Source organism: Paenibacillus sp. FSL L8-0502 (assembly GCF_038593055.1).
Taxonomy (GTDB): domain Bacteria; phylum Bacillota; class Bacilli; order Paenibacillales; family Paenibacillaceae; genus Paenibacillus; species Paenibacillus polymyxa_D.
Genome location: NZ_CP151958.1, coordinates 553512 through 575672, shown reverse-complemented (window position 1 = coordinate 575672; position 22161 = coordinate 553512). Strand labels below are relative to the sequence as shown.

At 41.9% G+C, this 22161-nt stretch carries 23 protein-coding genes, 1 tRNA gene and 3 pseudogenes; 10 read left to right on the top strand and 17 right to left on the bottom strand.

Going from position 1 to position 22161, the window contains the following annotated elements:
- Positions 1-38: 38 nt before the first annotated feature.
- The 4 genes from NSQ57_RS02575 to NSQ57_RS02560 all read right to left on the bottom strand — a co-directional run bounded on the left by NSQ57_RS02575 (position 39) and on the right by NSQ57_RS02560 (position 3446).
- The gene (locus tag NSQ57_RS02575) at positions 39-1541 is read right to left on the bottom strand and encodes an HD domain-containing phosphohydrolase (protein ID WP_342425589.1); all 1503 of its coding nucleotides are present in this window, start codon (positions 1539-1541) and stop codon (positions 39-41) included.
- A gap of 729 nt (positions 1542-2270) precedes the next feature.
- On the bottom strand, positions 2271-2579 hold the full coding sequence (locus tag NSQ57_RS02570) for a hypothetical protein (RefSeq protein ID WP_029516002.1): 309 nt from the start codon (positions 2577-2579) through the stop codon (positions 2271-2273).
- A gap of 98 nt (positions 2580-2677) precedes the next feature.
- Positions 2678-2800, bottom strand: coding sequence for a hypothetical protein (locus NSQ57_RS02565; RefSeq protein ID WP_256026045.1), 123 nt, complete (start codon positions 2798-2800; stop codon positions 2678-2680).
- 340 nt (positions 2801-3140) lie between these two features.
- Positions 3141-3446, bottom strand: coding sequence for a hypothetical protein (locus NSQ57_RS02560; protein WP_238794843.1), 306 nt, complete (start codon positions 3444-3446; stop codon positions 3141-3143).
- Between the two features lie 164 nt (positions 3447-3610).
- Between NSQ57_RS02560 and NSQ57_RS02555 the strand changes: the two genes are divergently transcribed.
- Positions 3611-3979 carry a VOC family protein gene (locus NSQ57_RS02555; RefSeq protein WP_029516003.1) on the top strand — a complete coding sequence of 123 codons (369 nt, stop codon included), beginning with the start codon at positions 3611-3613 and terminating at the stop codon, positions 3977-3979.
- On the opposite strand, the gene NSQ57_RS02550 is transcribed toward NSQ57_RS02555, so the two are convergent.
- From NSQ57_RS02550 to NSQ57_RS02540, 3 genes are all read right to left on the bottom strand, one after another.
- Complete coding sequence (locus NSQ57_RS02550; protein ID WP_029516004.1) at positions 3964-5628, bottom strand: CoA-disulfide reductase; 1665 nt, start codon at positions 5626-5628, stop codon at positions 3964-3966. The two genes, NSQ57_RS02555 and NSQ57_RS02550, sit on opposite strands and share 16 nt — an antisense overlap.
- Before the next feature lie 190 nt (positions 5629-5818).
- Positions 5819-7111, bottom strand: coding sequence for a homocysteine synthase (locus NSQ57_RS02545; RefSeq protein WP_165148041.1), 1293 nt, complete (start codon positions 7109-7111; stop codon positions 5819-5821).
- A 153-nt stretch (positions 7112-7264) separates the two neighbouring features.
- Positions 7265-7903, bottom strand: a complete 639-nt coding sequence (locus tag NSQ57_RS02540) for a flavin reductase family protein (protein ID WP_342425588.1) — start codon at positions 7901-7903, stop codon at positions 7265-7267.
- Positions 7904-8001: 98 nt separating this feature from the next.
- Between NSQ57_RS02540 and NSQ57_RS02535 the strand changes: the two genes are divergently transcribed.
- Positions 8002-8691, top strand: a complete 690-nt coding sequence (locus tag NSQ57_RS02535; RefSeq protein WP_029516008.1) for a winged helix-turn-helix domain-containing protein — start codon at positions 8002-8004, stop codon at positions 8689-8691.
- A gap of 322 nt (positions 8692-9013) precedes the next feature.
- Here NSQ57_RS02535 and NSQ57_RS02530 read toward each other — a convergent pair whose 3' ends face one another.
- Positions 9014-9607 (bottom strand): dienelactone hydrolase family protein, encoded by a 594-nt coding sequence (locus NSQ57_RS02530; RefSeq protein ID WP_029516009.1) that lies wholly within the window; start codon positions 9605-9607, stop codon positions 9014-9016.
- Positions 9591-10445, bottom strand: a complete 855-nt coding sequence (locus NSQ57_RS02525; RefSeq protein WP_342425587.1) for an aminoglycoside 6-adenylyltransferase — start codon at positions 10443-10445, stop codon at positions 9591-9593. Before NSQ57_RS02525 ends, NSQ57_RS02530 begins: the two co-directional genes overlap by 17 nt.
- Before the next feature lie 176 nt (positions 10446-10621).
- Between NSQ57_RS02525 and NSQ57_RS02520 the strand changes: the two genes are divergently transcribed.
- From NSQ57_RS02520 to NSQ57_RS02510, 3 genes are all read left to right on the top strand, one after another.
- Positions 10622-11164: a GNAT family protein gene (locus NSQ57_RS02520; protein ID WP_340931253.1), complete on the top strand. Its 543-nt coding sequence runs from the start codon at positions 10622-10624 to the stop codon at positions 11162-11164.
- Positions 11165-11273: 109 nt separating this feature from the next.
- Entirely contained in the window at positions 11274-11639 is a 366-nt protein-coding gene (locus NSQ57_RS02515; RefSeq protein WP_039270324.1) for a cupin domain-containing protein, read from the top strand.
- 147 nt (positions 11640-11786) lie between these two features.
- Positions 11787-12686, top strand: coding sequence for an alpha/beta fold hydrolase (locus NSQ57_RS02510; RefSeq protein ID WP_342425586.1), 900 nt, complete (start codon positions 11787-11789; stop codon positions 12684-12686).
- Between the two features lie 133 nt (positions 12687-12819).
- On the opposite strand, the gene NSQ57_RS02505 is transcribed toward NSQ57_RS02510, so the two are convergent.
- Entirely contained in the window at positions 12820-13635 is an 816-nt protein-coding gene (locus NSQ57_RS02505) for a DUF2935 domain-containing protein (protein WP_342425585.1), read from the bottom strand.
- A gap of 226 nt (positions 13636-13861) precedes the next feature.
- On the opposite strand from NSQ57_RS02505, the gene NSQ57_RS02500 reads away from it, so the two are divergent.
- Together NSQ57_RS02500 and NSQ57_RS02495 are read left to right on the top strand one after the other, a co-directional pair.
- Positions 13862-14851, top strand: coding sequence for an SPRY domain-containing protein (locus NSQ57_RS02500; RefSeq protein ID WP_342425584.1), 990 nt, complete (start codon positions 13862-13864; stop codon positions 14849-14851).
- Between the two features lie 276 nt (positions 14852-15127).
- Positions 15128-15769, top strand: coding sequence for a hypothetical protein (locus NSQ57_RS02495; protein ID WP_029516017.1), 642 nt, complete (start codon positions 15128-15130; stop codon positions 15767-15769).
- Positions 15770-15989: 220 nt separating this feature from the next.
- Here the strand turns inward: NSQ57_RS02495 and NSQ57_RS02490 are convergent, their stop codons facing one another.
- From NSQ57_RS02490 to NSQ57_RS02475, 4 genes and pseudogenes are all read right to left on the bottom strand, one after another.
- Positions 15990-16097, bottom strand: coding sequence for a hypothetical protein (locus NSQ57_RS02490; RefSeq protein ID WP_023986758.1), 108 nt, complete (start codon positions 16095-16097; stop codon positions 15990-15992).
- Between the two features lie 147 nt (positions 16098-16244).
- Positions 16245-17126 carry a glycosyltransferase family 2 protein gene (locus NSQ57_RS02485; protein WP_029516018.1) on the bottom strand — a complete coding sequence of 294 codons (882 nt, stop codon included), beginning with the start codon at positions 17124-17126 and terminating at the stop codon, positions 16245-16247.
- A 223-nt stretch (positions 17127-17349) separates the two neighbouring features.
- A pseudogene (locus tag NSQ57_RS02480) lies at positions 17350-17433 on the bottom strand (glycosyltransferase); the annotation flags it as partial.
- Between the two features lie 542 nt (positions 17434-17975).
- Positions 17976-18218, bottom strand: a complete 243-nt coding sequence (locus NSQ57_RS02475; RefSeq protein ID WP_069010790.1) for a WGxxGxxG family protein — start codon at positions 18216-18218, stop codon at positions 17976-17978.
- A 154-nt stretch (positions 18219-18372) separates the two neighbouring features.
- On the opposite strand from NSQ57_RS02475, the gene NSQ57_RS02470 reads away from it, so the two are divergent.
- Positions 18373-18891: a DUF3231 family protein gene (locus NSQ57_RS02470; protein ID WP_069010789.1), complete on the top strand. Its 519-nt coding sequence runs from the start codon at positions 18373-18375 to the stop codon at positions 18889-18891.
- Positions 18892-19073: 182 nt separating this feature from the next.
- Here the strand turns inward: NSQ57_RS02470 and NSQ57_RS02465 are convergent.
- Positions 19074-19532: pseudogene (locus tag NSQ57_RS02465) on the bottom strand (transcriptional regulator); the annotation flags it as partial.
- 251 nt (positions 19533-19783) lie between these two features.
- Here NSQ57_RS02465 and NSQ57_RS02460 point away from each other — a divergent pair.
- On the top strand, positions 19784-20776 hold the full coding sequence (locus NSQ57_RS02460; protein ID WP_029516023.1) for a YiiG family protein: 993 nt from the start codon (positions 19784-19786) through the stop codon (positions 20774-20776).
- Between the two features lie 227 nt (positions 20777-21003).
- A pseudogene (locus NSQ57_RS02455) lies at positions 21004-21192 on the top strand (integrase); the annotation flags it as partial.
- Between the two features lie 95 nt (positions 21193-21287).
- Here NSQ57_RS02455 and NSQ57_RS02450 read toward each other — a convergent pair.
- Positions 21288-21359 (bottom strand) — tRNA-Thr (locus NSQ57_RS02450).
- Positions 21360-21432: 73 nt separating this feature from the next.
- The gene (locus NSQ57_RS02445; protein WP_029517883.1) at positions 21433-21780 is read right to left on the bottom strand and encodes an MTH1187 family thiamine-binding protein; all 348 of its coding nucleotides are present in this window, start codon (positions 21778-21780) and stop codon (positions 21433-21435) included.
- Positions 21781-22161 lie beyond the last annotated feature (381 nt).

The following is a 22161-nucleotide window of genomic DNA, read 5'->3' as shown; positions in this document are numbered from 1 at the left end:
CCTCAATGGCTCGCTCTAATGTGCTGATACCTATAGAATCAGCTTGTGATGCCTTTGTTCCGGCGCCACTCCTTGACAAATAATTCGGCAAAATAAGGGTCCCATTGGGTTCCCTTTCCCTCCTCCAATATCATAACCGCCTTCTCTTCCTTCATACCTTGCCGATAGGGGCGATTAGACGTCATTGCATCATAAGCATCCGCTACAGCAATGATTCGTCCAAATAAGGGGATATCTTCCCCAGCGAGCTGGTCAGGATATCCTTTGCCATCATAACGTTCATGGTGCGAGCGCACGCCAGGCAAATAAGGGGCCATAGCATAAGCCGGTTCAACTTGCCGGAGAATGCTCTCCCCCATAACCGGGTGCATTTTAATCTGATCAAACTCCTCGTCCGTCAGCTTGCCGTCCTTGAGTAGCACAGCGTCAGCCACGCCGATTTTACCGATATCATGCAGCAAGGCTGTTTTGCGCAGCAAATCGAGGTCCGCCTCATTCAAACCTCCCTTGCGCCCAATGAGTACAGAGTATTCAGCTACACGCAAAGAATGTCCTGCGGTATAGGCATCTCGTGCATCCAGTGCTGCCGCCAAGGTGGCGAAGTAACTGTCCAATAGCTGACCGTTCTTTTCTTCCCGTTCCTTTAGGCCCTCAATCATCATGTTAAATCCTTCGACCAGCTCCGCAAATTCGTCCGAATACAAATCGCTGGCATTACTGTTCAGGCGGCCTTCCTTCACTTCATTCATTTTTTCCAGCAGGTGGTGGATCGGCTGTTCGATCTCACGGGTCAGCAACCTGCCTCCCAGATAAGCAAAGGCTACACCAAAGATTAAAATCGCACCCGCCCATGCCCAATAGGAACTAGAATTCGCCGCCTCCAAACGTTCCAAGCGAATCTGTGTAGCTAAACAAAATAAAAATAAAGGAAAAGCACCAATGAGCGTCGCACTTAACTGAAATTTATGCCGAAGCGATAGCAGGACTCGTCCTCGCAGGGACAGGCTCAATCCATATTGCTGGTAGGTTCGATCCCGAATTTCCTCCAGCAGTGGTTTGATTGCTCTCATGGTCAGGAAAAATTCAACCAGTGCGTGCATGGAAGCGACCAGACAAGCTCCTATACAGGCGATTCCTACATAATAAAAGGGAAAAGTAAGTTGTCCAGTATGTATCATCCATAACGCAATGACGGTTGCCGGGATAGAGAAGCCTAACAAATGCGGTCCTACAATACGTAAAACTGACAAATTAGGCAGATGATGAACCCGGATATACACCGCTTCCACATCCTTGAGTGTTTCCTGGTTACCTAGAAAAAAACGATGAACCGGTCTCAAATGGACTCGAAACACTATGGTTTCACAAGCAATCATAATAACACTGGAAAATGCAATAATTTTAACAAGACCCCAAATTTCATGGTGGGCTACATTTAAGGTGGAAAATACAAAAATCATACCTACCAACAATACAGCGATAAACGAACCTATAATATAGTTCAGGATAACATGCTGAATAAAGCGCTTATAGGTCGGCAAATTGCTACCCCTCTTTTCATCCGTACACTCTAAAATATCTTGTGTATTCAATATCGGAGTCCAACCATCAAAAGTTTACCTTCTTGCTTGAGCATTTTACAATACGAAGACGACTTTTAGTCTGCAATTTATAGATGGGAAATCATACTATTCTTAATTAAGAAACCAAACACACCTTGTGTTTTAGATATATTCCTGCTATACTATTAAAGTATGTATTAACCCCATAAGATTCCACGCAACAAGCTATTACTCCTAATCACCGTATGGAGCTTCTCCAAATTTTATGTATAACCCTAATGTAGAATTTTGAGCTTTTGCCGAAGATTTTCACATTCACACTGGCGCGGTCATCGGAGCCGCAAGGACGAAAGAGAGGTAGGGCTTTTGTCGTTTGGAAAATGAACAGTGGAATCACACTGCCCCTTATGAACATGCTGACCATATATTGCAAGGTAGCAGGGGTTGAATATATATTATGCCATCAAACGATGAAGTTTGGGCAAGCTGTGCAGTACATGCAAACTGCACCCATCCTCCGGATGATCCCCGGGGGATTTTTCATTTTACGGAAACCGTATCATGAACAAAAAAATGACCCCGTCGATACATCGACAGGGCCTATAGCTTGATCAAAAAGGGGTTAATAGGGTCATTATAGTCTCGCTTTCTTAAAACTAAATGATATGCACCTTAAAAACTCATTAATTCTCCAGTTTTATATACCTTTTAATAATTCGTCCAATATTCTGTACCATCGGTCGGCATCGTTTGCGTAGTGGAACGTCTTGTTTCGGCTTGAGTGCGCCTTTGGGTCGAGGGACGCTCCCATCCTTCCAGTAAAACAACATGTTGGGTACCCGAATTGTTTTCCCAAGTGATGTAGCGCTCCTGTTCCATATGTCGCAAGGCGACTGTAATTTCAGCGTCTCGCTTGCCCGTTTTTACGGTCAATTCCGCCATTGTGGGCATGTGGCGATGCTGGGCGAAATAGTTATACAAAATACGTAGCAGCTTTCGTTCCAAATCTGGCAACATCGTCTTCCCTCCTACAAAGAACATATGTTCCCATTATAACACATAAAAATGCACCCTCCTACTGGAAGATGCACTGGGCTTGTATTCCCATGTTGAATTCAGTTTTTTTCCTTCTCTTGACGACCGACAGAGCGCAGCCACCAAGCGACTCCACCAACACTTCCAAGTGCCAGAACCGTTAAGAAAATAATATAGAACAAATGAAATGCACGATCACTCATGGCAATCGCCTCCCTTACTTTATGTATACACTTTCCAGCTAAGCCTGTAAACCTCTTTTTGATCCCACATTCTAAATTTCCCCAAGAACTCGACAATAGATACTTGCTTGAGATCCATCGGTGCATACTAACTAAAAATGGTTAATACCAAATATGAGACAGACCAAGGAGGTTATCGAATATGAAATTCCTATTGATCGTGATCATCGTCGTGCTGATCGTTGTGTTGCTTATGAGAAGACGCAGATAAGCGGAGACATCCTGCATGGTTAAGAAGGAATACAAAAAGGGCTTTCGGCACATCACCGAAAGCCTTTATTCATATGAGGTTAGGGCTAAATTACGCCTTGTTCTTCTTGCTATATTTAATAAAAGCAATTACAAGCGCTACAGCAAACAATATTCCGCTGACTACCCATGTTGTCAGAAATGCCATACCCAAACCCACATTAGACCCCATCGTCGGGTGCTGCATGGCAGTAAACACCGAGCCCTGCATCATAAATATGGTACAGAATAAAACAACGGGCGCCAAAATAATCGTGCTTGCCGTCTTCCGACTACCAGATACTGCGATCACGCACAGAGCGGAAATCACCAAGATTACCCAATATATAACTGCTTCCCAAATCACTGAAGTGCCCACTGTTCAACCTCTTTTCTATCCATTCGTATATGCCTCTTCTATTGTAACAGACGTCACACAGTGAACCAAGCCATAATTTGATCAGAAAAGGGGTAAACTCTGCGAATAACGTAAATAATGTACAGTAGCAATCCTACATTAAAGACAGGAAAGGAAATGATTCCATGAGAAGTGCAAGCCCTTTTGTCATTGTAAACGACGTGCAGCAGTCAATTGACTATTACCAATCGGTTTTAGGCGGAAAAATCAAAGTGCTAAACAAGCAGGAAGGCAGACTCTTGCACGCTGAACTTCACCTGGGTAGCAGTCATATCCATTTTTCGGATTCCTACGGTAAGCCGCTGAAAGCACAGCATGTACAAATCATTCTCGACTGTGAAAGTGAGGACGAGCTTAAGCAGGCTTACCACGCACTAGCAGAAAAAGGTACCGTTACCGTGGAGCTACAAGATACTTTCTTTGGTGCGCTGCACGGCGAAGTAACAGATCACCTCAACCAGATTGGATGGGTGATGAACTATTTTAAGAGATGATCACGTTCAGCCATAACCGAATACGTCTTATAGCCACCATCAACGTTCCTCACCCGATAACCGTATTGGATCAAAATTCGGGCCGCAATATAGCCTCGCAGACCAACTTGGCAGGATACCGCGATCTCCAGATCACTAGGGATTTCCGCCATCCGCTCTCTAATCTCGGCCAGAGGAATATGAATCGAACCTGGAATGGCTCCTGCCTGTAGCTCCACTGCATCCCTAACATCAATAATAAGACCACCCTTTCGGTGAAAATCATCAACTTCATGCCACTGTATCGTTTGGACCAGCCCATCCATGATATTCGAAGCCACGTAGCCAGCCATATTCACAGGGTCTTTTGCTGAAGAATAGGGAGGTGCGTAAGCAAGTTCAATATCAGCCAGTTCTCGGACGTTCAAATGACCACGAATAGCCGTCGCAATGACATCAATTCTTTTGTCTGCTCCATCAGCTCCAACAGCCTGCGCCCCATAGATCATCCCATTCTCGGGATTAAAGAGCAGCTTCATAGCGATGGGTGATGCGCCAGGATAATAACCAGCATGCGAACCGGGATGAATATGAACAGCCTGATAAGGAACACCCAGCCGCTGTAATGTTTTTTCATTATTACCTGTAGATGCTGAAGTCAATGCAAAGGTCTTAATGACGGATGTTCCGAGCGCCCCATCATAAGAAATTGTCTGACCGTTAATATGATCTGCTGCCAAGCGCCCCTGACGATTGGCTCCCCAAGCTAGCGATACCATCGTTGCAAACCCATGATTGCGGTCCTTGACCTGGATGGCATCCCCCACCGCATAAATGGCCGGATCGCTGGTTTGCAGTTGGGCGTTAACCTGGATGGCGCCGCGAAAACCAAGTTCCAATCCGCTTTGCTTGGCCAACTCATTTTCAGGAACAACACCGATCGCCAGAATAACCATGTCCGTCTGAAGCACACCCCCGGAGGTCAAACGAAGTTGTGCACCCTGCTCTTCAAAAGCCGTGACTCCTTCCTCTAAACGCACCTCCACCCCGTTCAGTCTCATATGCTGTTCTACCAATTTAGCCATTTCAGGGTCCAGCGGATTCAATAATTGTTGTCCCATATCAATAATAGTTACTGCAAGTCCACGCTCTCGCAAATTCTCGGCCATCTCCAGCCCAATAAATCCGGCCCCGATCACCGTGACATGCTTTGGATGTCTTTCATCTACATATGCCTTAATAACGTCCGTATCATGAATATTTCTTAATGTAAATAGATTCATAGCTTCATGTAATCCGGGAATGTCCGGTATCATCGGTTTGGCTCCCGGCGACAATACCACAATATCATATGGCTGCTCATCTGTTTCCCCTGTAACCATATCGCGGAAATGGACGAGCTTCTGCTCCCGGTCTATTTGTATCACTTCTTTCAGTACCCGCACATCTATATTAAAACGGTCTCTTATCCCTTGAGGTGTTTGGAGAAACAGCTTCTCTCGCGCAGGGATTACCCCGCCAATATAGTAGGGAAGGCCACAGTTCGCAAAAGAAACATGCTCTCCGCGTTCAAACAGAGTAATCTCGTCTTCCTCATTCCATCTACGCAATCTCGCAGCAGCAGAAGCTCCACCTGCTACCCCGCCAATAATAACTATTTTTCTACCCACTTCTTCCCCTCCTTATATACCCTATGGGGTATAATATATACCTATGGGGGTATGTTGTCAACACGCAAAAAAAGACGGAGGTTGCCCCCCGCCTGATCAACCCTGAACGAATACCGATCTGGGTCGAAAAATCACTTGCGATGCTACACGAATGCTCTGTCACACTTAGTCTAAGAAGAGTCTACTGCTACTACTGCTGGCTGGCCGCGATCGCCTGCTCCAGATCATACAATATATCGTCTATTGCTTCTGTCCCGACAGATAGGCGTAACAGCTCCGGTTTGACTCCGGCAGCAACCTGTTCTTCCTCATTCAACTGCTGGTGCGTTGTGCTTGCCGGATGAATAATCAAAGACTTGGAATCACCTACATTCGCCAAATGAGAAAATAGCTTTACATTCGCAATTAGCTTGCTTCCCGCCTGGCTTCCACCTTTAATACCAAAGGTCAGGATTGCTCCTTGTCCTTTCGGCAAATACTTTTGAGCTAATGCGTAGGACGGGTGGCTCGGCAACCCGGTGTAGCTTACCCACTCCACATCCTTGTGGCCTTCGAGATATTGCGCTACCTTCAAGGCATTTTGACTATGTCTTTCCAGCCGCAGATGAAGTGTCTCCAAGCCTTGAAGCAGCAGCCATGAATTGAACGGAGAAATGGCAGCTCCCAAGTCCCGTAGCAATTGCACCCGTGCCTTGATAATATATGCGATAGGTCCCACCGCCTCGGTGTAAACAACTCCGTGGTAGCTCGGGTCCGGCTCAGTCAGCCCCGGGAAACGACCATTCGCTTTCCAGTCAAACTTGCCGCTGTCCACGATCACCCCACCAATAGACGTACCGTGTCCGCCAATAAACTTCGTTGCCGAATGCACGACAATGTCCGCTCCGTATTCAATAGGACGCAATAAGTAAGGACTTGGGAACGTGTTATCCACAATCAGCGGAATACCATATTCGTGCGCAATCGCCGCTACTGCTTCCACATCCAGCACATTGCCCTGTGGATTGCCAATCGTTTCTGCAAAGATGGCCTTCGTTTTATCCGTAATGGCATGGCGGAAATTCTCTGGATCATCCGAATCGACAAAATGCACCTTAATACCCAATTTGGGCAGTGTGGTAGAAAACAGATTATATGTACCGCCATACAGGCTGGAGGCTGATACAATTTCATCTCCAGCTCCCGCAATGTTCAGAATGGAGAAGGAAATCGCCGCCATTCCCGAAGCTGTGGCCAACGCGCCAGCCCCGCCTTCCAGTGCGGCAATCCGTTGCTCGAACACATCCGTGGTCGGATTCATCAGACGCGTATAAATGTTGCCGAATTCTTTCAGCGAGAACAAATCAGCCGCATGCTCGGCATCCCGAAATCCATATGAAGTGGTTTGGTACAACGGAACGGCGCGGGAAAAGGTAGTAGGATCAATCTCTTGTCCGGCATGGACAGCGAGAGTTTCGAATGACAGCTTGCGTTCTTCTGACATGATTATTTCCTCCCTTGTTATACGTGCTGTATGAATCGTCTCTTCCTGTATGCGTAGTCATGGATGATTTTTCAATTATTCTCGCATAAAAAGAACGATTTGGGAAGATAATTCTCATTATTCAGGTAGGATATTATTATTTTATTTAAAGCATCAGGTTTCGGATCGAAAGGTTTTGCCCAAATGCTCACCCAGACCAAAATAATGGCGGAAATTATAGATGAGCGGACTCCACTTTGTCGGATCAATATGATTCTCACCGAGGATGATATCCTGATGAACATGTACCTGGATGGCTTGAGTTTCGACGATAGCAAAATCAGGAGAATGGTTAGGGATTCTTACATCCTTCACCTTGGCTTCAATTTGAATAGGACACTCCCTAATTCGGGCGGGCTTGACCCTATTCGACTCAATCGAAGTGAGTCCGCTGATCTCATACTTATCTTTATGGTGTATAAATCCATGTTCCTTCTTTTCCGCTGGAACAGGATTCTTGCCTGTATAAGGAGCCAAACGTTCTACATTCTCCCACATCGAAGGCCCCGGGACGTTGATTACACATTCGGGATGCTGCTTCATATTTTCAAATGCTTTGCCACCAATTCCAATACCTAGTACCACACAATCTCCTAATGCCCACGAGGAGGAAATGGGGCTAATATTGGTTGTTCCATCCTCATTCAGCGTATTGAGTAAAATCACAGGGGTTCCGTAATATAAAATGCTAGGGTTAATCGTTTTAACGTTTGGGGTATGATTCATCTCATTCATCTGATTTGTTGGGTTCATTATCTCTTCTCCTTCTATTCAGATCTACCTCCCTATTGTAAAATATAAATATTTCAACCTTCATCGAAGTATGGATTACAAAGGGGGATAACCGTGCCATGAGTACCAAGTCAAATGTAGCTATGATTGCTTCTCTTGTTAGCGAGCCTTCTCGTGCAGCTATACTCACCGCTTTATTAGACGGCAGATTCCACACGGCAAGTGAATTGGCCCATATGGCAGGCATCAAACCGCAAACGGCCAGCTTCCATCTGGCTAAAATGACCGAGGCACACGTCGTTACTGTGGAAAAACAAGGGCGTCACCGTTACTATGGCATTCAAGACCCCGAAGTTGCCCGGGTGATGGAGTCATTTTTATCCATAGCTCCACCTGTTCCAATCAAGTCATTCAAACAAGCCTCCGAAAACGAGGCCATACGGTTGGCAAGAACTTGCTACGATCATGTTGCGGGTCAATTAGGCGTACAGCTCATGAATTTTTTCATGCAAAAGGGGATTCTTTCCGAGGATCAGGACGGGCTTCATATTACGGACCAAGGAGAGACTTTCTTCACTGACTTTCAGATTGACCTTACAAAAACAAGACAAAAGCGCCGCTCTTTCTCACATAAATGCCTGGATTGGAGTGAACGACGCCATCACCTTGCCGGTGCTTTAGGAAGTGCTATTCTGGACAGATTATTCGAATTACATTGGATCGAGCGTCTGCCTACAACCCGAGCGATACGTATTACAGCCGAGGGTAAAAGAGGTTTTAAAGAGATATTTTCGATAGAGGTCGACTAGATCATCAGAGTCCTTTTATTTTTCGCATTACCTCAAATCAAGCAGACTGTTTGAATTGGGCAATAGCAATGGCGGAGTCCTGAAAGTTAACTCCTGTCGTAGTAAGCAGGATAAATTAAGAAGCTTTCCCGCTCTGATCCGCCGCTTTTGCCCCATCTGCCGGAGAAGGTTGAATGGTATTATGAAAAAAAGGTAGCCACAGCCACATACGTCTCCTTTTCATAGTCAATGATGTGTATACATATGACTAATCCGCATATCAAGACTGTGCGTTTCCCCAGAGTAATGAAACAGGTGTGGGCTGGATGAAGCTGTTCATTGATCAACCTCTCTTGAAGAACTCTACCGTTTCGTTAAATGATTGCTGAGCCGAATGTACGTTATATCGGGGAGAGTACGGATCACTGAATCCGTGCTGTCCGCTGAATTTATGTACCCGGATATTACGGTTATCTAAAATTGAAATGAGCTCATCCACATTAAATGATGGTTCTTCCTGTGGGAAAAAAAGCAGTGTTGGACAATGTGGAGTTATTTCTAAATAATTCCTAATACGAGAGCCATAGTATCCTACAATTCCATCAACATACTTTTCTTTACTACACAGCCAGGCAACCGTTGCCCCTATGCTAAAGCCGACGATAAATACCTTTTTATAGCGAGCTCGAATACTTAATAATAAACTTTCGATATGATAGAAAGAGCGTTCAAATCCTATATTTTCTATAAAATTGGTATAGGCACTTTCCTCTTGCGAATAGTCATAAGGCGTTTCTTTGCCTAGTAAATTTGGACAAATGACATCATAACCCTGATCTGATAATAGGCTACAAAAATTTTGTATATGCTTGTTAATCCCATAAATCTCATGCAGTACAACAATTAGGGTGCTCGACTTTTTATCTATGCTTATCATATTGTCCCCCTAACCAGTTTTGAATATGGGAAAATAATTCATCCGGATACGCGTATTTATACTTAGCTGCCACTTCCGAGGATAATCGTTTGAACAACTTTAAGGATACGACCAATGCTTCCCAACTATGATTGGGATCGTATTTCCCAAAAGATTTCTTCAAATCAGTAACAACATCTTGATCAGCCCATTCATTCATGAATTTCCCTGCATGCCAAGTATCATATTCCGATCCATGTACAGCTTTTGCATGCCACTCTATCATTTGCAGCAATAATTGTTTACAGTCCATATCTCTTTGCTTAGCTACCCACAGATCATTACGCAAAATTTGTTTAGCCACATATAGAGAGGCGAAGCAATACATGTTAACAACCTGTAGATAAGCACCTTCAGATATTAGAGGAGTATCCGGGATCGTTGTGGTTTGAGAAATGATTTGATTTCCATTCCCCGTCTTATCGAGCAGCATCCTGACCCCCCGCTGAAATCCTTCAGGAATACGTCCATTTTTGATTATATGATCCAGATCAGAAATATGACGGAATAGAAAATCAACCTCAGCCCCTTGGTCAAAGAGAACGAGTTTTTCCGGATCCCCTTTTGCCGTTCGAAACATAAAGCTGGTCCAAACTTTGCCGATGTTTAGTAACCATTGATCATTTTGAAGATAGTAATCTGGATTCGTTGAAAAGACGACTACATCCAAGTCAGAAAACTCATCAAAAGGCTTGTCCCCTCTTGCCCGGGACCCAACGATATAAACCGCAATAATTTCCTCATTAGAGATTCCCCATTCGGATATACGCTCCTCAAGCACTTCGTAAGCATTATTCATTACAATATATCCTCCTTTTTTAGAAAACATTATATCCAATCCAATAATTACGGTATATATTTTTAGTTAACATTCAAAGGAATGCTGCCTGATATACACCATTCATCAAATCAATTTCCCAATCTTCATCCTGTGATATAATTCTTTCAATATTACAGTTTGGAAGGATGGTGCAGATGTCGGAGCAGCGAGTATACATCCGGTTCTCTGAGGAGACGGACGCCGCAGAGTTGGCAGCAATGTACAAGCGCAATCGAGAATTCTTTGAGAAGTTTTCGCCAAACAACCAAGAGAAGTACTATACGGAGGAGCACCAGCTCCAGACGATTATTAAAAGCAAGGCCGACATGATGGAAGACCGGAAATATTCCTTCGTGGTATGCCACAAGGAGGACGACCGGATTATAGGCAGCATAAGCCTATCTTTTGTGGTGAGAGGACCGCTTCAGAGCTGTATGATCGGATACAGCCTAGATCAAGCATATAACGGCAAGGGCTATATGACGGAGGCGGTGAAGCAGGTGGTTCGCTATGCTTTCGATAAGCTAAAGTTTCACCGGATCTTCGGGGAAGCCTCTCCCCAGAATCCAGGATCCATACGTGTGCTTGAGAAGGCTGGCTTTCACAAAGAAGGCATCTCTCGAAGCAACGTAAAGATCAACGGAAAATGGGAGGATCACCAGGTTTTGGCGATTATAAATCCATCTGAGGATATCTAGTTTTTCAGAGTGAACAATCATTTAACCATTGTAGGTGGTAGATAAAAGTACCAAATTTCAATATTCTTATTATTGTAATTGAATTTCGGGAAATTCCAAGGAGGTTATTATGAAGTATCAATCCATCAAACTGAATGAAAAGTTATCTAAGTTTAGTGATCATTGGTCTCCGAAAGTTATTGGTGAAATGAATGACTATCAATTTAAATTGGTGAAAATAGTTGGGGATTTTGTATGGCATGATCATCAGGATACCGACGAGGTCTTTATTGTACTTGAAGGTGAGATGTTCATTGATTTTAGAGATGGACGGGTACAAGTTTCTCAGGGAGAGATGTTTATTGTACCTAAGGGGGTCGAACATAAACCTTTCGCCCATGAGGAGTGCCATATCATGCTAGTAGAGCCGAGGGGAGTGGTAAATACTGGAGGAGCAGAGTCAGAATTAACGGCAGCCAATGATACTTGGATTTGAATATATAGCAATAATTAGAAGTGAACAAGAAAAATTGAAGCTGATCGGAGATGGGGCGTATGCACTCCGTAGCTGTCTATTATTGCACTAAGCAACGGGCAGGGGGGATAGTTAAACAAAAATTTCGAGAAAGGAAGAGTATAGTGGATGATAAGAAACGCAGAATTTAAGAATAGTTATGCAGGATGGCGAGAAGTAGAAATAAAGGATTCCTCTCTAGGCATTACATTTCCCATGATGGTAATGTATCCAACGGACGAACCCGAACAAATAGAGCGATTGGGTCCATACCAGTTAGAGTTGGCGAGAGAGGCAGGGCCATCGGAAGGAAGGTTCCCTTTGGTTATCATCTCTCACGGTACTGGCAGTACACCGCTTGTGTATCGGATTTTGGCGCAGTATTTAGCACGTAATGGTTTTATTGTCGGCATTCCAGAGCATCCATTTAACAATCGAAATGATAATAGTCTGGAAGGGACTGCCCAGAATCTTATCTATAGACCTAGACATCTTAATATGGCCACCGATTGGTTTTTCGATAGTATGCTGTTCAAGGACAAATTAATACAGAATGCTGTGTCACTCATTGGACATTCCATGGGCGGTTACACGGCATTAGCAGCAGCTGGTGGCGTGCCGACTTCTTTCCCTCATGAGACCACGGACGGAAAGCCCCAGCTTATAGAGGTTGCACCAGATTACCGAGTAAAATGCCTCGTTTTACTAGCGCCAGCGTCGGTCTGGTTTCGAGCTGAAGATAGCTTGCGTACGGTTAATCTACCTATCTTAATGATGGATGCAGAGAAGGATCAGTACACTCCTTCTTTACACGCGCGTATAATATTGGATGGCGTGCTGGACCCTAAGAAGGTACAATACAAAACAGTAAAAAACGCCGGACATTTCTCCTTTCTGAGTCCTTTCCCGAAATCGATGAGGACTCCAGCCTTTCTCCCATCGCAAGACCCTCCCGGCTTTGATCGCGAACATTTCCATAGGGGACTTAATGCTGACATATTGGATTTTCTATATGCTCATACACGTTAGTTGGATGACAACAGCGGCTGTCTAAGACTTTATTTTTCAAGTCTTGGTCCGCCGCTGTTTGATTTTTTGTTCAGTCTAAAGCTTTATTTCCACTGGACATTTTAAAGAAACTGTATCATTTTGCAGGACTCTCTCAGTGCATGATTTCTCTCTTATTCACCTTAACACCTGATAAGGATTGATCAAACATATCGAGAATAAAAAGGAACCTCTCAGCTTCACGAAATACATGATCGGCTAATAAAGGATGGATAATGCTTTTTATTCGGCACTCGTCGATTAAATCACGCGCTGTTTTCTTAAAATCACGCAAGGACTTCACAGAGACACGGTTCTCATCAACAAATTGACTCAGGAGTGGAACGGTTTGTGACTGTGGCCGCATATGACTTAGGTCAATCGCTTGAAACATTAGCATATCAAAATCATTACTAAACTCCCTAGCTTGTTCAACCAGTTTACGTTCGGATGGATCAAGCAAATGGCCTATAAATTTTGCGTGATCGGCCATGATTTTTAAGAAAAATACATTTTCGTCAATAATAGCATCAGGTAAGGGTTCAAGTGTTCCTGAATTCAGTTCTCCTAAACGGTTTCTGAAATAATTTGCTTCCCGACTTACGTGATCTACCAGTAAAGGAAAATTGGTTTGTCCAGGAAGCTTGCATTGTAATATAAGGCCCAATACCATCCTCTTAAATGCCCAAATATTCGTCGCCGCATTCTGAACTTCCGTATTAAACTCTTTGATTGTATAAGGATCTGTCTTGTTATTAAATTCATGCGACCTTTTCTCAATATCCTCAAAAATGGTGTAGAACCGATTGGCTTCTGTTTTAAGTTGAGTATCTTCCGCTCTAAAACCTAACCCCAGAAAAAAGGAATGCTCCTTCATAATCCTGGACCAAAATCGTATTTCATCTAATGAGCGTGAAACGAATGCATCCAATCATATCCCTCCTCTATGTGAGCAAAAAGCACTTACTTAGTCATATGGGATATGCCAGGTTATTATGATTATCGAATCCCACGCCTCATATTAGTCTAATTCTGAAGTTAACAAATTAAATTCCATAATAATACTCATATTTGAATATATATCATTTAATGTTTGGACAATTCTCCCAATCCAGTTCTATAATTCACTTGTTATTACATATATTTAGGAGGAAGTCATGAAGAATATTATATTCAAAAAACTAGGAACAATAGTGTTAGCCCTTCTTATTGGAGCTTCGGTGTTCTCATTGTTCCCTACCGTTACAAAAGCAGAGACTACAAATGTGACTTGGTCCGATGGATCTCTAACAAAAACAATTCCTGAATGGAATCAAACCGATATTGCTAATGTAGGTAAAAGCTCAGGGAAATGGTATTGGGAAGTAACCCTTAATAAAGGAAGCGGCGATATTGGAGTCGCAAATTCAGACAAGAAAAAACAAATCAGGTACACTGGTTATCATGGAGACAATCATGGTCCTACGAGCCAATCTTTTGGCACAGGAAATTATAATTACGGGGCCGTTTATACAGTAAATGATGTCATTTCGGTCGCTTTAGATCTAAGTAATAACACAATAACCTTTTACAAAAATGGAGTTTCACAAGGTATTTCTAAGTACACTCCTTCTTTATTAGGCGATACTGTATATCCCTACATAAGAAACGATCAATTAAATGGCTCTGTTGTATATACTGCTAATTTTGGAGCAAGTGATTTTAAATATCCTATTCCTGAAGGATTCTTACCTTATCAAGATTCGGATACATCTACAACACCTGATCCATCTACTAAGCCCGATCCGTCTACTACACCGGACCCGTCCACTACACCAGATCCATCTACAAAGCCTGACCCGTCTACTACACCGGATCCGTCCACTAAGCCCGATCCGTCGGATACAGATGGGGCCTCCCAACCAACTGGTGACCGCGCCATTCTGACTGTAACGATGGACAATGGATTTGATAAAGAATTCGATTTGAGTAAAAAAGAACTCAATGCCTTCATCGCATGGTATGACGCTAAAGATGCTGGTAGAGGTGCTTCTTTCTTTGCCATTGACAAACATAATAACAACAAAGGTCCATTCAGCAATCGCAAAGACTACGTAATCTTCAACAAAATTCTCACATTTGAAGTAAGCGAATATTCAACGAAATAAACATATGAAGGGCTTCATGTCGGCTAACATGCCGATGAAGTCCTTCTTTACATTTACTCTAATCTCGAGATCACGCCTAAACTGCTATACTGGACGATACATTTTTTCTAGACTAAAAGTTTGCAAATCGTTTTTTAAACAAAAAAAGCACGGTTTCCAAAAAGCCTGGAAGCTGTGCTTTGCTTATGTATTCAACCCTAATATTCGATAATAAAGGTAACAAGATAAAATGAGCAACTACCTCAACCGATGAGGATACTCACAGGAGAATTCGTCATGTTAAAAAAAGCTCTACTCATTGCTCTACTTTCTGTAGCTCTAACAGCTTGTGGAAGCAATTTCAAAGAAGCAACGACAAGGTCTGGGTCTTCAAGTACATCCTTTGCTACTGAACAAACAGCAAGCAATGAAAATACTGCTCAGCAAGCTTCTACAAATCAGGTCACAGATAAACAATATTTATTTGCTGAATTCATGAAAGATGGAACCCCCATGTTAACAGAAGATCAAGCTTCTATGGAACAAACGTCTTATGACTTCATTGCTAAAAACAGTGACTTATTTCCTTCCACAGATAAAAGCAAAGTCATTAATCTAGTAGACAAATCCGTAACAACAAAACACTTAAATAAAAATTTGAACTTATACTTAAACAAATTTGTAAAAATAAGCGGCGATGTAATAGATATAGAAGAAGATAACATTCCTATAGGAACAACGGCTATCGTTTATATTAGTGATGAAAATGATAATACAGTAATGGCAGTTTATCCGGGAGCAAGTGGGGAAATTTTTGAAGGAGACGTTGCTACAGTTATTGGAGTTCCTATCGCTAATTTTTCATATGAAAATATTTCAGGTGGCTATACGAATACTACACTGTTAGCAGCTTCTTTTCTCACGAAAGAAAATCAATAAATTTTAATCATGCAAGCCCTTAAGCGAGTATTCAACTAAATACACAACGATAGAGACTCTATCCGGCTAAATAAAGTGATTAGGAAATTGTTCAAATGCAAAAAGCTCTGCCGACCCATAAGGTTAGCAGAGCTTTTTATCTAATCTAATTTCGGACAGAATGAAAGAAGGTCGTTCAACTTGATTGATGGGTCATTATCATACAATTCTTTTCGCAAAATTAAACCCAACATGATTTAAGGATGATAACCAAGAGGATATAGAGCACCAAAATAGCCGCTGTAGAAGTCCACACACCGCAAACAGCTGCACCTGCACATCCGCTCATAGCTTTAGCCCTCCTTTATTTGTCTTCATCTTAATATATGTGTAAATATGTTTTATGACCGGGCATTCAGGTAAACATAAAAAACACTCCATTTACGCATGCCAGCGGAATATTAGGATACTTTCCGATCGCGTGCTGATATCTTTGTTAATATGGAAGATGAGATATACACCGCGAAAAAGCCATGCTTAATAGTTCCTGATTGTAAATCTGATACTTACGGTTTTGATCTAACACCCAATTTGCAAATCCCACAGCTTTAGTGTAGCAATTATAATCATAGGGATTAATTTTAAACTCAAGAATATTCAGCATCATCTGATTCTCTTCATCTGATAATTCCAAGCCCAACTGGCTAAACTGTCTTTGCCGAATTCTCCGAGCGGTGTCGTCTTGTATGGCTCTGTGCTGAATGGACACTTGTCCTTTATGTTGACGATAATATAATAAGCTTATGGGGAGGTTTGCTATTTGTACCTGAGAGGCTAATCGGTTCCACAGTTCGTAGTCTTCGGCATGAGGATAACTACTATCATATTGAATGTTTAGCCGATGTATCATGCTATTGCGTAATATTGTAGCAGGATGGCAGATACAGCAATGAAATAACAACCATGTTCTAATTTCTTCATGACTAGCCGGATTCACCTTAAGTGCCCCTCCACTAGAAGTAGTAAAAGCAGCACCACATACATCAATTAAGGGATTTTGATCCATGAATGATATTTGCACATCCAATCGATCTGGCGTAGAAATATCATCGCTATCCATACGAACGATATATTCACCAGTTGCCCTATTGAATCCCTCGTTTAAAGTAGCAACCAAACCTTGATTGGTACTATGGAATATTTTAACCACTCTAGGATCTGTTATTTGTGAAATAACAAAAGCGGATCCATCTGTTGAGCCATCATCAATAATAATCAATTCAAAATCGGAATAGGTTTGAGCTAATATACTGTGGATTGCTTCCCAAACAAAGGACACAGTGTTATAAACTGGCAGTATAACTGAAGCTCGTGGCACAAGAAGTTCCCTCCATTCTACATTTTAAAATTAGAAAATATTATTTTGCATAAAAGCCAACTTCCCTATTTTTCTCGAAAACTATTTCTTCGAATGTTCATGCTCCAAGTATATGTATTGAAATATATTTTGAGGCGGCTTCTCGGTAAAAAAAGCTTTCCATAGCCACCCTTTGGGGTATTTATAGAAAGCTAATCTGCTTTGCAGCGTCTATAGCGCTCACTTAAAATTTTTCAGGAAACGGTTTGACAATGCCTTCTGTCAGAATGTCCGCTAAATGATTCATATGGATCTCGTTTTTGTCGGTTGGAATGGAATATATGATAGAAGTATTCATGGGCTTGTTTGCACTAATTCTTATATTATATCCTTTCAAAGTACTGGTACGATGGTTATTAGAATTCTTAAATTTTAAAAATGTCGTCACTTCCTTTATTACTTTTGGCACGCTTGCTTTGTCGTATCTAATATTTATTACAGTTAGATCACAATCAATAGAGGATATATTAAAAGGAGCTTCGATTGCCATACCTGTTTTTGTACTATACTTAGTAATTGATCTTCAAAAAAATAATGAAGAGAAGGAAACTGCATTACCCACTACTCCATAAAACAGTAAAGATACCCTGACGCTTTAAGTAAGTGAGTAATCAAATAAAGACTCTTATGGCAATATATTAGCGGAGTCCTTTCATTTACTCTAAATTCACATTGATCACGGAAAAATAAGATTAGTTAATCTTAATAGCTATTCGGTGATCGGTGTGTTGAATCTAAAAGTAAACAATCCCCGCTGACCAAGTATGGTTAGCGGGGATTGTTTAGTTGTTTTTGAGTTGTTGTTTACGATTATCTTTTACTGTGGTTTTCAGGCTCGCGACGTTTTAAACCTGCCAATCCAATTAATCCCAACAAACCAAGCCACCCCCAATTATTATTATTATCGTTATCATTAGTAGTAGTTAGCATTTGTGTTCTACCATTGTCGTTTGTGCCCATATTGTTTTGACTGTTTTCAGCAAATGCTACTGCCGCTCCAAAGCTTGAAATCATTAATGCAACAACAGCCATTATCTTCATTTTTTTCAACATACCTAAACCACTCCTTTAAATTTGTGTTTGCAATCAATTTTTTAATGTATTTAGCATGCCAATTGAACTTATTTCTTATACACACATTAAATCTTCACTACTGGGAATCATAAATTTGTACATCATTAAAATTAAAAAAGGAGTGGTGTTTATAATGGGTATCCTAAGCGGGAATCCAAAAGACGAGCCCATGCATTACGGAGAAGTTTATAGTGTATGGCAGTTTTCAGCGTTAGCGAAAGGCAGCGTTTCATTTTACCAAGCATGTTTAAACCACGCAGGAGACAAAGAACTCAAAAAAATACTGGATGATCTTATTGATCAAGCTAAACTGGAAATCCAAGAATGCGACGCAATGCTTACTGATAATGGGATTGCCCCAGCTCCTATTTTGCCTGAAAGACCCCCTGTGAAACTTGAGGATATCCCGGTTGGTGCAAGGTTTACTGATCCCGAAATCGCAGCTAAAATCGCATTAGATACCACTGTAGGATTGACATCTTGCAGCCAAGCTATGGGTCAATCCATTAGAGAAGACATCGGGGCTTTATTTGCGAAATATCATCTAACTAAGACTGCTTTGGGAGTTCGTATTTTAAAAATGAATAAAGAAAAGGGTTGGCTAATCCCCCCCCCTCTTCAATTAAAAAGACCTGAACCAGTTAAAGCCTAAATTTCCAGTACGATTCCTCAACACACTGTTCCCCTTAGATTGTTCAACAAAAATCCCCGCCGACCAGTTAAGGTTAGCGGGGATTGGTTTTGTTCGTTTAAGCACCTCCGATGGTAACGTAAGGCTGAATACTATTGTGTTGGTTAAGGGCTTGATCCGGCACAGTAACAATAAACAAAAAGCTACATCCACACCTTTTCCATAAAATTAAAAAATGCTGCTTTGGTTTCAGGAGCCGCATAATCCCGAAAATGTAAAAACAAACCCAAACAGTTTATAAAACAAGTCTCATTATTTAGTGTATGATAACTTACTAATGAATACATCAAATGTTTAAAACCATCAATGTAAGAACCTCGATGTAAATAATAATAAGATAACTCGTAACCAAACCACGCGATATAATCCGGTATCACTTGTTGGGTATACATATCATCTGATGATAGTTGCTGTTGTGCAAAAGCATTTATTTCGGCTTCAAATTGCTGAAGTATACCTTCTACATCTATACTATATTGGTTTGCTGAAATTATAACATTCAACAGTTTTGAGATTTTCTCATTCTCGTTAGTGGCGGATGTTGCTGCAATATATTCAACATAATCTTGAAGCACACTTATATCTCCTGACAACAGTTTATAACTGAGACCAGAGGAATATAAGCATTTAGGAAGTTGGCAGAGCAATCGTCAACAACAAAGAAATTTATAAAATTATGCTACTCAAGTCTCAAGACCTATTCACCAAATAAATTTAAAATTGAATAGATTGTTTTACAATTAACATTGGTATGCGGCGAAGAGGCCCGGAAAAGGTCAGTTGTTCTCTCTCCTATTCAGACATCTTACAAAAGAAGAGCACGTTAAATTACTCAGTCGGGGGAATCACTATTTTGAGAAAGCTATCATTCTTTATTTCCATTATTATGTTGGGTGCAATGTTGTCCGCTTGTTCTGCCATTACATCCACCGTGGATCAAGCGACTGCAGGCGTTACGTCCGGCGAGAGCAAAGAAATCGAAAAATACAATGCGTATGTGAGGCTGAATAACTTGATGACAGGCAGAATCAATGAGGTTCTGGTTCATTATTTCGAGAAGTTCGGAGTGGATACACAGCCTGTAATCGAGAAGAACTTCAGCTTCATCATGCTCGGCGTTGCTGAAACTGAGCGGGAAGTTATTGATAAAGCGAACGGCTATACCGCAAGCCAACCTGCTTTTGCGAACGCAGATCCCGTAGTGATCAAACTGACACCGGTCATCAATGATCTGTTGTCCGTCCTGGACGAGATGAAAGCCTACTATGATACAAAAGGCTACGTGGATGATGACTTCGCAAAAGGAAAACAGCTGCATACCAAGCTGGTAAGTGCCAATCTCGCTTACGAGACTGTCTCCAAACAATACTTCACGGCTATGCAAAAATTGGGTAACGAGCAGCGTCTGGCTGAACTGCAAAAACTCAAGGATTCAGACCAGCAGATCAGGTATAATGCCTTGAAGTTCATGATAGATGCCGAGGCTACGGCCATTGAAATGGATGAGCAGGGTATCACCGCCGACAATGTGCTGCAGCTTGATATGACGAAGTTTAAAGCCAAATACGACATTATGACCGCAGATCTAAGTGCGCTCATGACAATCTCAAAAGACAAGAATCGAGTTCAAAAAGAAGGGATTAACAGCTTCAGTATCAGGAACTATGTTGACTCAGCCACTGAGGCAAAAGCGGCTGCTTCAAAAATTATTGAACGCATCAATAAGAAGGAACCTGTATCTGATTCTGACCTGAACGGCCAGTTCCTGAACACTACGGATGGCACACCTGAGAATTTCAATTATAAGCTAAGCAAGGCAGTCGAACGATATAATGAAATAAATTAAGCGTATCTAACGATAGGGGCTGCGAAAACAAATACGGAGTTCCGATAACGAACAAGCTCTGCCAACCATAAGGTTAGCAGAGCTTGTTCTTTAAAATCCTCCAATGGTAACTTGAGGGTGAATGCTATGATGGTGGTTAAAAGCTTATCCGGCACATTAACAATAAGATTTAAAAATGCTGCTTTAATTTCTGGAACCGCATAATCCTGAAAGTGTAAAAATAACCAACCTTACTTCTCAAAGCTGGTATTCATCCGAAGAACGTTCAAGAGCAACTTGGACATTCGTCTATCAATGTAACTCTGGATACCTATTCACATGTTCTTCCGAATCTCCAAGAGGCGGTGTTAAAAAACATTGGCGATTCAATTACAGGTGAGAGTATTAGCACTGAAAAACCCACTTTACTAGATTAAAGGGTTAGAAAAATGGTAGAAAAATGCTCACTCCAACAAAAAAAGCGCGTCCTCCAAAAAGCTTGGAAGCCGCGCTGTGCTTGAGTTGATAGCTATGCTGGTGAAGGGAATTGAACCCCCGGCCTACGCATTACGAGTGCGTTGCTCTACCCCTGAGCTACACCAGCAGGTCAGTGTAACTGACAACAAAAACTATTATACTCTTAGTTACATAAAAATCAATCACTTACATCAACTTTTTCAACTAGGATTTGGATTTAGTTCGGTAACATTTCCTGTCACGGTGCCAGATAGTTTCTCTGCTACAGAGCGGAGCTTTTGGTGACTGGAGGAAGGCTTGTCACGGCGATCATCAATTTTGACCGAGGTGGAAACACGCTTCGCTCCTGACAGGAATGGTGCTTCGTGCAGCGCAGCGATGGCGGTGAATACATCGTCCAACGAACCTTCAATAATCGTACTCATGGAGGTAAGCTCATAGGTAATTCCTTTTTGCGTCTTCAACACTTTTTGCATCTGGGCAACGTAGTCGCTCAGGCTTGTACTCCCCGTTCCAATCGGGATCACTGTCACTTCTGCAATAGCCATCGCCAGGTTCCTCCCTAAAATTAAAATCATCGCTTCTTTAAAAATCTAAAATTTCAGTCTATAGAGCGAGCAGCCTTATTTCACAAAAAAAGTTCATATGTATGCTGCTTGTTTCTGTAGGAAACATCTTTATCATTCATTGTACCGTTCAAACTGTCTCAATTCAAATACAGCCCGCGACTTCTCTGTATATTTTGATTTTCCATTCCTTTTCCTTTACGTATGGCTTCGAATGTTGCTATAATACTCCTTGCACTTATTTGAAATTTTAAGTTTTTACACACAATATGTTGGGTTAAATATTCATAACACGTCTAAATATAGTGATGTAGCCGATAAATCGTACGGGAACCATCTTTTCCCCCTTCATTGGCAGGTACA